Origin of the sequence: Caulobacter sp. Root655, from assembly GCF_001427665.1 — a bacterium.
Taxonomy (GTDB): Bacteria; Pseudomonadota; Alphaproteobacteria; order Caulobacterales; family Caulobacteraceae; genus Caulobacter.
The window spans coordinates 396,995-410,713 of record NZ_LMHC01000023.1 but is presented as its reverse complement, the minus strand read 5'-3'; the positions used below and the strand labels follow the sequence as shown (position 1 = coordinate 410,713).

The following is a 13,719-nucleotide window of genomic DNA, read 5'->3' as shown; positions in this document are numbered from 1 at the left end:
TCGGGCCTATTTCGCCGACCGCCGCAGCGCCACCAGCGCCTCGTCCAGCGTCCGCCTGTCCCCCGAGATCACCATCTGGCCGCCGTCCTGGCCGACCGGCTGGCCGCGCCAGTCGGTGACCACGCCGCCGGCCCCTTCGATCAGCGGGATGGCGGCCTCGATGTCCCAGGACTTCAGGCCGGCCTCGATGACCATGTCCATCTTGCCCATGGCGACCATGGCGTAGGCATAGGCGTCGCAGCCCAGGCGGGCCAGCTTGGCGGCGGCCCGCACCTGGCGCCAGGCGCCCAGTTCGGCGCCGTCAAAGCAGGCGTCGGGATCGGTGGTGGCGATGACGGCGTCGGTCAGCTTGGCGCACTCGCGCACCCGGATCGGCGTGGTCTGGCCGCGCGACATCAGGCGCGAGCCGGCGGCCGAACCGATGAACACCTCGCCGACATAGGGCTGGCCGATCGAGCCCAGCACCGGGCGGCCCTGGTGGCGCAGGCCGATCAGGGTGGTCCACAGCGGCAGGCCGGAGATGAAGGCGCGGGTGCCGTCGATCGGGTCGAGCACCCAGACGAATTCGGCGTCGGGACGGTCTTCGCCGTACTCCTCGCCGATCACGCCGTGTTCGGGATAGCGCTCCGAAATCAGCGCGCGGATCGCCGCCTCGGCGCCGCGATCGGCCTCGGTGACCGGATCGAACGCCGCGTGGCTGTCGCGCGGCAGGTTCTTGCCCGCCCCTTTGTCCTCGAGCCCATGGTCGGCCCGGAACAGCGGCAGGATCGCCGCCGCCGAGACGCGGTTGAGGTCGATGACAAAAGCGTCGAGCTGGGCGAGGCGGTCGGCGGAGAGCGTCATGGGCGGAGAATTACCCCGCCCTTCGACTCGACGCCACCGCCCGCGCTCCAGAACCTCAGGCTTCCGCCAACTCGCCGCCGTTCAGCGACTTGGCCAGGTCCAGCAGACGACGACGCGGACGCTCGCCCAGCAGGTAGTAGGCGCGGACCAGGTCCAGCGTCTCCTTGCGGGCGAACATCTCGCCGCCTTCGGCCTCGCCGACGGCTTCCTGGCGCGCCTGGTCCGACAGGCCGTCATAGAAGTAGCCGACTGGAACCTCGAGCGCTTCGGACAGCTGCCACAGGCGCGCCGCCGAAATGCGGTTGGCGCCGCACTCGTACTTCTGGATCTGCTGGAAACGGACGCCCACGGCGCCGGCCAGCTGTTGTTGTGTCAGTCCGAGCAGACGGCGCCGGCGGCGCAGTCGCTTGCCCAGATAAACGTCGATATCGTTGCCCATGGAGATCACGCCCCGATTATTAACCCCCGTCCCGAAACGGAACGACCTGGTTTGACGGCCGCAAGTCGCGTGCCGGGCGAAACCGGCCCGAATCGGGCGACGCGCCGAGTCCCACTTGCTCGCGAAGCAGGGTAGTAAGGGTCCATGTCGGATAAGCGTCGGCCTTGGGCCCAGGACCTCCTTTGGCGCGCGGAAGCGCTTGGTTTTGACCTGTTCATCGGCGTCGTGCGCCTGCTGGGCGTCGACGCGGCCTCGGCGTTCGGCGGCTGGATCGGCCGCACGTTCGGCCCGTTGAGCGGCGCCCACAAGGTGGCGCGGCGCAACCTGACGCTGGCCTTCCCGGAGAAGGACCAGGCCTGGTGCGCGGCGATGCTCAAGGCGCAATGGGACGGCCTGGGCCGCACCTTCGCCGAGTTCCCGCTGATGGACAAAATCCTGCCGTCCACCGGCCGGGTCGAGGTGGTGGGCCAGGAGCGCCTGTTCCGGATCGCCGCCGAGCAGATCCCGGTGGTCTTCGTTTCGGGACACCTGTCGAACTGGGAGGTGATGCCCGCCGCGATCGTCGATTCCGGCGTCACCTGCGAGATGACCTACCGCGCCGCCAACAACCCCTATGTCGACGAACGCATCAAGGCCAGCCGCTTCCGTTACGGCGTGCGGCTGTTCGCCCCCAAGGGCGGCGACGGCGCGCGCGAGCTGCTGGAGGCCATGAAGCGCGGCGTATCGGTGGCCCTGATGAACGACCAGAAGTTCAACGGCGGCGTCGAGGCCCCGTTCTTCGGCCATCCGGCGCGCACCGCGCCGGGACCGACGCGGCTGGCGATCCGTTTCGGCACGGTGCTGCAGCCGATGTCGGTGCAGCGCGTCAAGGGCGCGCGGTTTCGGGCGGTGGTCCACGACCCGATCGTCCTGCCCGACAGCGGCGACCGCACCGCCGACATCGAGGCCGGCGTGAAGCTGGTCAACGCCTTCATGGAAGACCGCATCCGCGAACGGCCCGAGGAATGGTTCTGGGTCCACCGCCGCTGGCCCAACGAGGTCTATGCGGCGTTGGCGGCGCGGGGGGATTAGGGCGGTCACGTCTGGGGTCTCCTGTGGCGGCGCCCTTGCCCCCTACGGATCGCTTCGCGATCGTCTTCCCCCATGGGAAGAGCCCTGTGCGCGCGGCTCCGCCCCCTCGCCGCTGACAGACCGCGAAGCGGTCAGGTGGGGGCAAGTGGGTGTGGTCGCGGACGGGGACAGGCGCATGCGCCTGTCCCCAACTCAGGACGCGGCTCCACGCTCACGCGCCGAAGCTGCGATGGGATGGGATGGGGAGGGTGCGAAGCGCCCGGGCTCCGCCCGGAGGTTTTGCAGTTTGAATACCGTTTCGACGAAGACGAGCGCTTCGCGTGGAACCGTTGTTCGANCCGGTAGGCAGTGGTTTTATCACTTAGCCGGTCTGCATTCGCCCCCGACGGGCGGGCCAGGGCGGCGAGCCCCGGTCCCGGACCGTGCGAGTAACCCCCTCGCACCTGCTGACCTGATCCGCCTACCCCCGGCGCCGGAGTTTCGTCGCGACTGAGGCGAACCTGCTCCGAACCGACCGAGGGCGCCCTTGTGAGGCGCGGCGACCAAGCCTTCCCGCTCGACCACTGCCCACCGCCCGTCAGGTCGCCGGCCGACGTCCCTCCCCGTGCGATGGGGTGAGCTCAGTATCGGGCGTCTGGAAGGGGTGAGGACCAAAAAGATCGAAAAACTTCAAGCCATTGATTTTGCTGGATGCGAAGGGCGTCCACGCTCTCACGCACTCTCTCCCGCTGGGAGAGGGTTCAGAGATGCGCCGCAGGGTTGGCGCTACAGCTCCAGCGTCCGCTCCGACGCGCGCCGGTGCGGGCCCTTGTAGTGGGGGTCGTCGCGGCGCCGGCGGCAGGGGCCGAAATAGTCGCCCGTGCGGATGAAGGGGCGCGGCTTGAAGATCACCGTGTTGATGCGGTCGAGCAGCGAGCGGGCGGTGACCGGCTTGACGACGATCTCGGTGACCCCGGCGTCGCGGGCCTCGAACACCCGGTGACGCTCGGCGAAGCCGGTCAGCATGATGATCGGCAGGAACGGGTCGGCGCTGTCGGGCGACTTGCGCACCAGCTGGGTGAACTGCACGCCGTCCAGCGGCGACATCTTGAAGTCGACGATGGCGATGTCGACCTGGCGGTCGCGCACGACCTGCAGGGCCTCGGCGCCGTCCATCGCCTCGTGCACGTGCCGAACGCCAACGCCCTTGAGGATCGTCGAAACGATCGCCCGCATGTGATGGTTGTCGTCCACCAGCAGGAAGCGCAGCTGTTCGAGCGCCGCGGACATGCGGGCAGACCTCCATCACGAAAAACGGGATGGCTGGGGATACTTCACAGTTAACGGGCTGTCGATCCCCTGGGAGGGGAATTGACCCAACAAAACTCGCTTTATACGCGAGGCGGGGTGAAGCCGACCATCAGGGACGGATCCAGGTTCTGGTCGCGCCAGCGCATCCGCCAGCACAGGTGGGGACCGGTGGCGCGGCCTTCCTTGCCGACGGCGCCGATCAACTGGCCCTGGGTCACCGACTGGCCGGCGGTCACGGCGACGCGCGACAGGTGCAGATAGGCGGTGATCAGGCCCTGGCCGTGGTCGATCAGGATCAGCCCGCCCTCGAAGTGCAAGCCGGTCTCGGCGAAGCTGACCACCCCGGCCGCCGGCGCGACCACCGGCGTACCGACCGGCGCGGCCAGGTCGACACCGTAGTGCGGGCGCTTGGGCTGGCCGTTCAGGATGCGCTGGCCGCCGAACCGCGACGAACGCCGCACGGCCTGGACCGGCATGATGAAGCCGGCGCGGAAGAAGTCGCCGTCGACGCGGCTGGCGAAGCCGGCGCTCTTGCGGGCGTTCTCGGCGGCGATGCGGGCCAGCAGAGCCGGGTCGCTGGGCGATACCTGGTCGCCGGCCAGGCCGTCGATCCGCTGGATGTCGAAGTCGCCCGGGGCGATCGTCGCCTGGTGGCTGGCCGAGCCGTCCGGGGTCTCGACGGTGATCAGGGCCGGCGGCGGGGCGTCGCGGTCGAAGCCGATCACGAACCAGCCGGCCGCCGAGGCCTGGGTGACGGGGGCGCCGTTCAGCAGCACGGTGGCGCGCGGCGCGGTGCGGCCGACCACGAAGCCGCCCTGCACGAACCGGCCCGACAGCGACAGGCCCGGCGCGGCGGCGCTGGCGATGGACTTGAGGGAAAGCGCGCCGGCCAGGCCCGCGCCCAGGCCGACGAGCGCGTCCCGCCGGTTCAGCCCCGGCTCTCCTGCCAGCGCTTCAGGGCTTCGGCGGGACCGGCATAGGCTTCCTGCAGCTCGGGGCTCCAGTAGCGCAGGGCGTCCAGCGAGACTTTCGCGCCAGTGACGGCGCACAGCACATAGTGGCCAGGGCTCATCACGGCGAACTCGCCGTCGCCATAGTGCAGGACGGCCGGGCCGCCGGATTTGCCGAGATTGGGATCGAACGCGTTCATGCGGGTCTTTTACGCCAATTGGATGAGGCCGGCCAGATACCCAAACATCCGCTCATCCCGGCGAAGGCCGGGACCCAGATGGATTGGCGCCGGGGCTGACGCCAGGAGTGCTGAGCCCTTCCAGTCATCCCCAACGCTATGGGATCTGGGTCCCGGCATTCGCCGGGATGAGCGGTATTAAAAAAGGCTGCCCTGGCTGGACGGCGGCGGCGGGGCCTTGGGTTTCGGCGCCGGACGGGCCGGGGCCGCCGGCGGTGAAATCGCCATGGAACTCTCCCCGTCGATGACCGCGTCGCGGTCGCCGAGCTTGAACTGCAATCGAACTCGCTCACCGCTCGCGAGTTCGGACGCCGAACGAGCAATCCCGCCGTCGGCCTTGTGCACGAGAGCGAAGCCCAACTCCAATGGCCGCGTAGGATTGAGCGACTGGCGCAGCTTTTCCAGGCCGGCCAGGCGGTCGCCCTCGCGCTCCAGCCGCCGACGGGCGACGGCGTTCAGGCGGTCCTGCAAGGCGGGCAGGCGGGCGTGCTGGGCGATGCGTTCCGGGACGCGGCGCGCGGCCAGGTCCAGGCGACGGCGCAAGTCGCCGACCCGACGGCCGGCGTCGGCGCGCTGACGATGCAGGGTGTCGGGCGACAGGCGGGCGGTGACCTTCAGCAGGTCGCGGGCGTGGATGTCGGTGTTGCGCTGCAAGGCCGCGTCCAGGCGGGCGGCCACCTCCTTGAAGCGGCGGTCGGCGGGGGCGGTCAGGTCGTCCAGACGGGGCAGGCCGCGCACCGCCAGGTCCAGCCGCTGCTGGGCCAGGGCCAGCAGGTCGGCGGGGCGGGGCAGGCCGCGCGCCGCGCTGGTGAGGCGCGTCCGCCGCTCCTCCACCGCCCGGCCGCCGCTGTTGCTCAGGCGGCGGTCGTAGTCGGAGACCAGGGCCCGCAGCTCGCTGAGCACGGGCGTCGCCATCTCGGCGGCGGCGGTGGGGGTGGGCGCGCGGCGGTCGGAGACGAAGTCGATCAGGGTGGTGTCGGTCTCGTGGCCCACGGCCGAGATCAGCGGGATCGTGCCCTCGGCCACGGTGCGGGCCAGGCCTTCGTCGTTGAAGGCCCACAGGTCCTCGACCGAGCCGCCGCCCCGGGCGACGATCAAGATGTCGGGGCGCGGCACGGCGCCGCCGGGTGCGATGGCGTTGAAGCCGCGGATGGCGGCGCTGACCTGGCCGGCGGCGGCGTCGCCCTGCACGACCACGGGCCAAACCAGCACCTGGCAGGGCCAGCGGTCGCGGATGCGATGCAGGATGTCGCGGATCACCGCCCCGGTCGGGCTGGTGATCACCCCGACCACGGCCGGCATCGAGGGCAGGGGCCGCTTGCGGTCGGGGGCGAACAGGCCCTCGGCGGCGAGCTTGGCCTTCAGGCGCTCCAGCTGGGCGAGCAGGGCGCCGACCCCGGCGGCCTCCATGGTCTCGATGACGATCTGGTAGCGCGAACCGGCCGGATAGGTGGTGATCTTGCCGGTGACGATCACCTCCAGCCCGTGCTCGGGGCGCACGCCCAGACCGCGCACATTGCCCTTCCAGACCACGCCGTCGATGGCCGATTTGTCGTCCTTGAGGGTCAGATAGACGTGGCCGTTGCCGTGATGGGTGACCTTGCTGAGCTCGCCGCGCAGCCGCACGAAGGCGTAGCTGGTTTCCAGCGTGCGCTTCAGGGCGAAGGCCAGTTCCGAGACGGAATAGGCCGGCGCGTTGGAATCGGGGGCGACGTCGGTCATGGGGTTCTATCTAGGACGGATAGGGCGGGCGGCGAAATGGGGCGTGCGCCCCCGCCGCCGCTCGCGGTCGGGCGGGCGGTCGCTTTCAACCCTTTTCCCGACCTTCGTGCTCGTGCCAGATGGCGGCATGAACGACAGGACGACCCGACGCGAATGGCTTGGAATAGCCGCCTTGATCGCGGCCTTGCCGATCGTGCTGATGAGCGGCGTGGCGACGCCGAACGAGTACAAGGCCTGGGGCGTCGACGCGGTGGACTGCGACGGACCGCTCGGCGTCATGATGTTCGCCGTTCCAGGCCTGCTGATCTATGGGGTCGGCGCGGTCGCGTACGGGGCCGGATATCGTAAGCGCCTGAACCTGGCGGTGGCGGGCGTGTGTCTCGTGGTGTGCCTGTTTGTCGGAGCCAACCTCATGGCCGCGGTCAAGGAACAGCGCCTCAACGATCGCGCGCCCGAGGCTTGCCGATAGGGGCGCAGGCTCCGGAACCCGTTGGGCTATTTCAGCTTCGATAGCAGGCGAGCCGATCGGCCTCGGGCCCGGCCCGGTAGGTCTCCATCGAGGTGGAGCCGAAGGCGTTCCACGCGATCCCGCCGCCGGGGCGGGGTCGAGGTGGCGGGCGCCTTGGCCCAGGCAAGGGCCGGCGTCCACAACAACAGGGCGAACAGGAGGGGCGAGGGCTTCATGTGATTTGTCGTCAGCGCCTCGCCGACAAGGCCCGGGCCCGATAGGCGTTGAGGGTTTGCGCCATCTCGTCGGGCGATTCCGACCAGCCCTTGGGCAGGGCGCCGTCGGCGGCGAGGCCGCGCACGATCTTGGCCATCACCGTGTCCTTCCTGACGCCGGGCGCGAAATTGTAGCCGATCATCTTGCCGCCCTTGGGCAGCCGGTAGACGAAGAAGCCTTCGATATCGCGCCAGGAGATCGTCTTGGGCGCGCGAACCATGCCGCCGCTCAGCGTGAAGCCGCGCTCATCCAGGGTCAGGGTGTGGGGATGAACGAGCAGCCAGGCGAACACCACGGCGCACATCGCGAAGAACCCGGTGCAGAGCCAGGCGATCGTCGTCTGGCCGGGCGCGCGGAACAGGAAGGTTCCGATCGCGACGAAACCCAGGCTGATCGCGAGGTAGAGCAAGGTCTTGCCGCGCGAGCCCTTGATCGTCGTGAACCGCTCGGGAACGCTGATGTCTCGCCAGGACGCCATGTGCGTACTCCCTCGCGCGCCCCGTGGCGCGGCGACATCCTCGAAGCTCCAGTGTGGCCCTGTCAACCTGGGCGTGGGCGGCCAGCCTATAGCCTGGAACGCCTCAGACACACGAAATCCCGGACAACCTCTCGGCCGTCCGGGATCGCGTTCGTCGAGAAAAGTGTCTGGCGACCTAGATATACCGGCGCAGCGAGCGGGCCAGTTCGGTCGGGCCCGACTTCTTCTTGGTCTGCTGGGGCTGGTAGGCGACCCGAGCGTGTTCGTTGCAGTACGGACCGTCCGACGAGCGGCGGCCGCAGAAGGTGAAGCCGTCGGTCGACGGATCGCCGATCGGCCACTTGCACATGTGGGCGCCCAGGGTCAGCACGGTGGCCGAACCCGGTTGCTCGTCGCGGAAGGCCGGGACCGAGGGCTGGGCGGCGACGCTCGGCAGCGAGGCCGGTTCCGCGGCGATCACCCGGCGCGGAGCCGAGGGCATTGTCGTGGCGGCCGGACGGGCCGGACGCGGGGCCTTGAAGGCCGGGCGCGCGGGTTGCGACGGCGCGGCGCGGCCCGACAGGCCCAACCGGTGGACCTTGCCGATCACGGCGTTGCGCGTCACGCCGCCGAGCTGTTTGGCGATCTGACTGGCGGACAGACCGTCCAGCCAGAGCTTCTTCAAGGTGGTGACCCGTTCGTCTGTCCAGCTCATGACCCATCTCCGCCTTTTAAAAAGGTCCATGGCGGGTCACCCCAGACTCGCCATAGCCTCTACATCTGGTATACGAACCGCCCCGCCGGCGGTTGGCCTACCAGATAGTGTAAAGAATACGTTAAAACACACAATAGGCGCCAGGGTGTCTGTCCACAGGAACTAGATATTGATTCTGTCGGGGCGGCGCTTGCGCCGGGGCGGCCTCGGGCGCACATGGCGAGGGCGTTTCAGGACCCAAGCACATGAAAGACATGACGGACGCCGTCATCCCCCCGCAGCCGCGCGACTATCACGGCTGGAACTGGAGCGGGTTCTTCACCCTCTATCAGCGCGAGATCCGCCGCTTCTGGAAGGTGGGCACCCAGACCGTGGCCGCCCCGGTGGTGACGACGCTGCTCTACATGCTGGTGTTCGTGGTCGCCGTGGGGCCCAGCCGCCCGGCGGTGGGCGACATCAGCTTCGGCCATTTCGTGGCCCCGGGCCTGATCATGATGGCCATTCTCAACAACGCCTTCGCCAACGCCTCGTCATCCCTGATCCAGGCCAAGATGATGGGGCTGACGCCGGACTTCCTGACGCCGCCGCTGTCGCCGCTGGAGCAGGTGGCGGCGTTCGGCCTGGGGGCGGCGACGCGCGGCGTGGTGGTCGGGGCGGTCACCGCCCTGGTGATCGGCGTGCTGCCGGGCGCGGGCCTGCAGGTCTCGCACCTGTGGGCGATCTTCTACTTCGCGATCGGCGCGTCGTTCATCCTGGGCCTGACGGGCGTGCTGGCCGGCCTGTGGGCCGAGAAGTTCGACCAGCTGGCGGCGGTGACCAACTTCGTGATCATGCCGATGACCTTCCTGTCGGGCACCTTCTACCTGGTCGACAGGCTGCCCGAGCCGTTCCGCACGGCCAGCCACTTCAACCCGTTCTTCTATCTGATCGACGGCTTCCGCTACGGCTTCATCGGCCACGCCGACGGCTCGATCGCGATCGGCGTGGCGGTGACGGCCGCGTTGTCGGTCGGGCTGTTCCTGTGGTGCTGGGCGCTATTCCGCAGCGGGTATCGGCTGAAGAGCTGAGACTTACAAATCCGCTCATCCCGGCATTCGCCAGGATGAGCGGAACGAACGCTATTGCGCGACCCCAACCACCAGCACCGGGACGCCCTCCGTCGGGCCGCCGTTGATCACCGGGATGTGGGTGTCGCTGATGAAGCGCAGCTTGCCGTCCACCTCCACGCGGGCCGAGACCGAAATCCGGGCGTTCGGCGCGATCGTCGCCGGGTCGTAGGCCAGGCTGAACTTGGCGGGCGGCACGCGCACGCCGTCGATCACCTGTTCGGCGATCAGCTTGGCGGGCGCGTCGGCCAGGCTGACGTCCTGCAGGCGCACGATCACCTTGGTGGTCGGCGGCAGCATGATCCGTTCGCGCCAGAACACCGCGCCCGTCACGGCCGCGGCGGGTTCCGCCATCGTCGGCGCGGAGGGCGTGGAGGACGGCGTCGCGCAGGCGGTCAGAACCGTGAGCGAGAGCAGGGCGGGGGCGAGGATCTTCATCGGCGGTCTCCTGAACGACGTTGGCTCCCCCGAGCGCCACAAGCCTAGGCTGTAGCGGGTTCGGGACGCAAGTCGGCGACGGTTTCGCTCATTTCATGTTGTAATGCACTAATTGATGTAATACATGATTACATCATGAACACCGTTCGCTCATACAACTCGTCCCTGCGGCGCGATCAGTCCGAGGCCACCAAGGTCCGGATCCTGTCGGCCATGGCCGCCTTGATGGACGAGGGCGGCGGTCAGGAGCCGACCAACCGCGCCGTCGCCGAACGCGCCCAAGTCACCGAGGTGACCGTCTATCGCCACTTCCCCAGCCGCGAACTGCTGCTGCGGGCCCTGTGGGCGCACCTCAATCGGCAGGCGGGCGTCAATGCCGGCCTGCCGGAGACGGTCGAGGACCTGCGGGCCAGGATCGCGCCGCTGCTGGCCAGTTTCGACGCCGCGCCGGCCCACATCACCGCCCGCCTGACCACGGCCCAGGGGCGGGCCGCCCGGGCCAGCCTGGATCCCGAACGCCGCCAAGCCTTCCTGGCGGTGGTGGCCCAGGCCGCGCCCGACCTGCCGGAGGGCGAGCGGGCCAAGGCCGCCGCCATGCTGCAGCTGCTCTATTCCGGCTACGCCTGGCTGTCCCTGCGCGAGCAGTGGGACCTGGCCGGCCCACCGGCGGCGGACGCCGTCGCCTGGGCCACCGACGCTCTGCTGGCCGCCTTGAAGCGCCGGGGTTCCGCGCCCATCGCCGCCGACCACATCGAAGAAGAGGGGGCCTGAATGGCCATGATCGCGCATTTCTCAATTCCCGCCCGCGACCCCAGGGGCGTCGCCGAGGTGTTCGGCAAGATCATCGACGGCATGGTGATGCCGTTCCCGGTGGTCGAGGGCGCCTGGGTGGCCATCGCCCATGACGGCTCGGGCCTGGGCGTCGAGGTGGTTCCCGAGACCAGCGCCCACCATCCGGGCCAGGGCGTTTCCGACGGCCGCGTCGCCGACGGGCCGACGGTCATGCCGTGGGAGACCCAGATCCGCCAGGACGGCGACCCGCAGGACGCCAGCGGCTACCACGTGGCCATCACCTCCAGCCTGTCGGCGGACCAGATCATCGCCCTGGGCCAGGCCAAGGGCTGGCGGGCCGTGCACTGCGACCGCGGCGGGGTGTTCGACCTGGTCGAACTGTGGATCGAGAACCGCGCCCTGGTCGAGGTGCTGCCGCCGGAAGGCGCGGCCCGCTACCACGCCTTCTACGTGCCCGAAGTGGCCGGCCGGATGTTCGCGGGGCCGCCGCCGGGCCAAGCTTGAGGGATGTGACCGGAAACAGTGTGGCTTCCACGCCCTGACACCCAAAATTCACGGCCGGTTTGTTGACAGAGCCAGCCTACGCGCCGACAACGCTGAGCCTTCCGGTCCCCACGCTCCAAGCGTGGGGGCTTCTTTCCTTTTTGGGAGGCCGTCTTGAGCAGTTCGACGCCGTCTAACCCCTCGCAACAGCACATCATGGGCGTCTACAATCGCGCCCCGTTGGCGTTCGAGAAAGGCCGAGGCGCGCGCCTGTTCTCGACCGACGGCGACGTCTATCTGGACTGCGTGGCGGGCATCGCCACCGACGGCCTGGGCCACGCCCACCCCGTGCTGGTCGAGGCGCTGAAGACCCAGGGCGAGAAGCTCTGGCACGTCTCCAACATCTACCGGATTCCGGAGCAGGAAGAGTTGGCCGACAAGCTGTGCGCCAACAGCTTCGCCGACGTGGTGTTCTTCACCAATTCGGGCACCGAGGCGATCGAGTGCGCCCTGAAGACGGCCCGCAAGTACCACACCGCCAACGGCCAGCCCGAGCGGATCGAGATCTTCGGCTTCGACGGCTCGTTCCACGGCCGCTCCTACGCCGCCGTCAACGCCTCGGGCAATCCCAGCTATGTCGAGGGCTTCGGCCCGCGCCTGCCGGGCTACACCCAGCTGACCTTCGGCGACATCGAGGCCATCAAGGCCGCGGTGGCCAACCCGACCACGGCGGCGGTGATCATCGAGCCGGTGCAGGGCGAGGGCGGGGCTCGGGCCATGACCGAGGCCCAGCTGAACGAGCTGCGCCAGCTGACCCGCGAGGCCGGCGTGCTGCTGATCTACGACGAAGTGCAATGCGGCATGGGCCGGACCGGCAAGCTGTTCGCCTACGAGTGGGCCAGCGACGCCGCGCCGGACATCATGTGCATCGCCAAGGCCCTGGGCGGCGGCTTCCCGGTCGGCGCGTGCCTGGCCACCGCCGAGGCGGCCAAGGGCATGACCGTGGGCGTCCACGGCTCGACCTTCGGCGGCAACCCGCTGGCCATGGCCGTGGGCAAGGCGGCGTTCGACACGATCAACACCCCCGAGATCCTCGACAACGTCAAACAGGTCGCCGGCTACTTCACCCAGCAGCTGAACGGCCTGAAGGACCGCTTCCCGGACGTCATCGTCGACATCCGCGGCAAGGGCTTCCTCATCGGCATCAAGCTGATCCCGAACAATCGCGAGTTCATGGTCCTGGCCCGCGACGAGAAGCTGCTGGTGGCCGGGGGCGGCGACAACTGCGTGCGCCTGCTGCCGCCGCTGAACCTCACCGTCGAGGAAGCCTCCGAAGCCATCGCCAAGCTCGAAAAGGCCTGCGAGGCCGCTCGGGCGAAGGTCGCGGCCTAGAGAACCTTCGCAACCGTTTCCTCGCCCTTCGACAAGCTCAGGGTGAGGAAACTTGGACTGTCATTCGCCCTCATCCTGAGCCCGTCGAAGGACGAGGGCGGCATCCCGAAACGTGGCCCAAGATGACCACCCCCCGGCACTTCATCGACCTGTGGAAGCTCGACGGGCCCAGCTTGCGCGCCATGCTCGAGGACGCCAAGGCTCGCAAGGCCGCCCGCGCGGGCTGGCCGAAGGGCAAGGTCGACGCCGACGCCCCGGCCCGCGATCGCGTGCTGGCGATGATCTTCCAGAAGAACTCGACCCGCACCCGTTTCTCGTTCGACGCGGCGATCCGCCAGCTGGGCGGCAGCGGCATCATCTCGACGTCCAACGACATGCAGCTGGGCCGCGGCGAGACCATCGAGGACACCGCCAAGGTGCTGTCGCGGATGGTCGACGCGGTGATGATCCGCGCCAACAGCCACGCCGACGTCGAACGTTTCGCCCAGGTCTCTACCGTGCCGGTGATCAACGGCCTGACCGACAAGAGCCACCCGTGCCAGATCATGGCCGACCTGCTGACCATCGAAGAGCATCGCGGCGACGTGGGCGGCAAGACCATCGCCTGGGTCGGCGACGGCAACAACGTCTGCTCCAGCTTCATCCACGCCGCGCCGCTGCTGGGCTTCAAGCTGAAGATCGCCTGCCCGGCGGTCTATCACCCCGACCTGGTCGACCTGGCCCGCGCCGCCGACCTGCAGGGCCAGATCACCATGACCGACGACGCCAGGGAGGCCGTGCGCGGCGCCGACGTGGTGGTGGCCGATACCTGGGTGTCGATGGGCGACACCGACCACGACGAGCGACTGGCGGCGCTGGAGCCCTATCAGGTCGACGACGCGTTGATGGACCTGTCGGCCCCGGACGGCGTCTTCCTGCACTGCCTGCCGGCCCATCGCGGCGAGGAGGTCACCGACAGCGTGCTCGACGGCCCGCGCTCGCTGGCCTGGGACGAGGCGGAGAACCGCATCCACGCCCAGAAGTCGGTGCTGGCCTGGTGCTTCGGGGCGATCGGGTAG

General features: G+C 69.1%; 16 protein-coding genes. 7 read left to right on the top strand and 9 right to left on the bottom strand.

Going from position 1 to position 13,719, the window contains the following annotated elements:
* Positions 1-6: 6 nt before the first annotated feature.
* Complete coding sequence (gene hisN, locus ASD79_RS16840; protein ID WP_056723661.1) at positions 7-843, bottom strand: histidinol-phosphatase; 837 nt, start codon at positions 841-843, stop codon at positions 7-9.
* 55 nt (positions 844-898) lie between these two features.
* A complete protein-coding gene (locus tag ASD79_RS16835; RefSeq protein ID WP_156400547.1) occupies positions 899-1,291 on the bottom strand; it encodes a helix-turn-helix domain-containing protein in 393 nt (130 codons plus the stop codon).
* A 135-nt stretch (positions 1,292-1,426) separates the two neighbouring features.
* On the opposite strand from ASD79_RS16835, the gene ASD79_RS16830 reads away from it, so the two are divergent.
* Positions 1,427-2,353 (top strand): lysophospholipid acyltransferase family protein, encoded by a 927-nt coding sequence (locus ASD79_RS16830; protein WP_056723656.1) that lies wholly within the window; start codon positions 1,427-1,429, stop codon positions 2,351-2,353.
* A gap of 765 nt (positions 2,354-3,118) precedes the next feature.
* Here the strand turns inward: ASD79_RS16830 and ASD79_RS16825 are convergent.
* From ASD79_RS16825 to xseA, 4 genes are all read right to left on the bottom strand, one after another.
* Positions 3,119-3,622, bottom strand: a complete 504-nt coding sequence (locus tag ASD79_RS16825) for a response regulator (RefSeq protein ID WP_056723652.1) — start codon at positions 3,620-3,622, stop codon at positions 3,119-3,121.
* Between the two features lie 101 nt (positions 3,623-3,723).
* Positions 3,724-4,464 carry a M23 family metallopeptidase gene (locus ASD79_RS16820; protein WP_056723651.1) on the bottom strand — a complete coding sequence of 247 codons (741 nt, stop codon included), beginning with the start codon at positions 4,462-4,464 and terminating at the stop codon, positions 3,724-3,726.
* 107 nt (positions 4,465-4,571) lie between these two features.
* Positions 4,572-4,793 carry a DUF2093 domain-containing protein gene (locus ASD79_RS16815; protein WP_056723649.1) on the bottom strand — a complete coding sequence of 74 codons (222 nt, stop codon included), beginning with the start codon at positions 4,791-4,793 and terminating at the stop codon, positions 4,572-4,574.
* Between the two features lie 177 nt (positions 4,794-4,970).
* Positions 4,971-6,554, bottom strand: a complete 1,584-nt coding sequence (gene xseA / locus ASD79_RS16810; protein WP_056723647.1) for an exodeoxyribonuclease VII large subunit — start codon at positions 6,552-6,554, stop codon at positions 4,971-4,973.
* A 127-nt stretch (positions 6,555-6,681) separates the two neighbouring features.
* Here xseA and ASD79_RS16805 point away from each other — a divergent pair, with 127 nt between their 5' ends.
* Positions 6,682-7,023: a hypothetical protein gene (locus ASD79_RS16805; RefSeq protein WP_162252376.1), complete on the top strand. Its 342-nt coding sequence runs from the start codon at positions 6,682-6,684 to the stop codon at positions 7,021-7,023.
* A 226-nt stretch (positions 7,024-7,249) separates the two neighbouring features.
* Here ASD79_RS16805 and ASD79_RS16800 read toward each other — a convergent pair whose 3' ends face one another.
* A complete protein-coding gene (locus tag ASD79_RS16800) occupies positions 7,250-7,756 on the bottom strand; it encodes an STM3941 family protein (RefSeq protein ID WP_056723642.1) in 507 nt (168 codons plus the stop codon).
* 175 nt (positions 7,757-7,931) lie between these two features.
* On the bottom strand, positions 7,932-8,450 hold the full coding sequence (locus ASD79_RS16795; RefSeq protein WP_056723639.1) for a GcrA family cell cycle regulator: 519 nt from the start codon (positions 8,448-8,450) through the stop codon (positions 7,932-7,934).
* A 245-nt stretch (positions 8,451-8,695) separates the two neighbouring features.
* Between ASD79_RS16795 and ASD79_RS16790 the strand changes: the two genes are divergently transcribed.
* Entirely contained in the window at positions 8,696-9,517 is an 822-nt protein-coding gene (locus tag ASD79_RS16790) for an ABC transporter permease (protein WP_056723636.1), read from the top strand.
* 51 nt (positions 9,518-9,568) lie between these two features.
* Here the strand turns inward: ASD79_RS16790 and ASD79_RS16785 are convergent, their stop codons facing one another.
* Positions 9,569-9,994, bottom strand: a complete 426-nt coding sequence (locus ASD79_RS16785; RefSeq protein WP_056723635.1) for a YbaY family lipoprotein — start codon at positions 9,992-9,994, stop codon at positions 9,569-9,571.
* 135 nt (positions 9,995-10,129) lie between these two features.
* On the opposite strand from ASD79_RS16785, the gene ASD79_RS16780 reads away from it, so the two are divergent.
* The 4 genes from ASD79_RS16780 (at position 10,130) to argF (ending at position 13,719) form a co-directional block, all read left to right on the top strand.
* Positions 10,130-10,765: a TetR/AcrR family transcriptional regulator gene (locus ASD79_RS16780; protein WP_056723633.1), complete on the top strand. Its 636-nt coding sequence runs from the start codon at positions 10,130-10,132 to the stop codon at positions 10,763-10,765.
* Positions 10,766-11,290 (top strand): hypothetical protein, encoded by a 525-nt coding sequence (locus ASD79_RS16775; protein WP_056723631.1) that lies wholly within the window; start codon positions 10,766-10,768, stop codon positions 11,288-11,290.
* Between the two features lie 153 nt (positions 11,291-11,443).
* Positions 11,444-12,661, top strand: coding sequence for an aspartate aminotransferase family protein (locus ASD79_RS16770; RefSeq protein ID WP_082584993.1), 1,218 nt, complete (start codon positions 11,444-11,446; stop codon positions 12,659-12,661).
* A 122-nt stretch (positions 12,662-12,783) separates the two neighbouring features.
* Positions 12,784-13,719 (top strand): ornithine carbamoyltransferase, encoded by a 936-nt coding sequence (gene argF / locus ASD79_RS16765; protein ID WP_056723627.1) that lies wholly within the window; start codon positions 12,784-12,786, stop codon positions 13,717-13,719.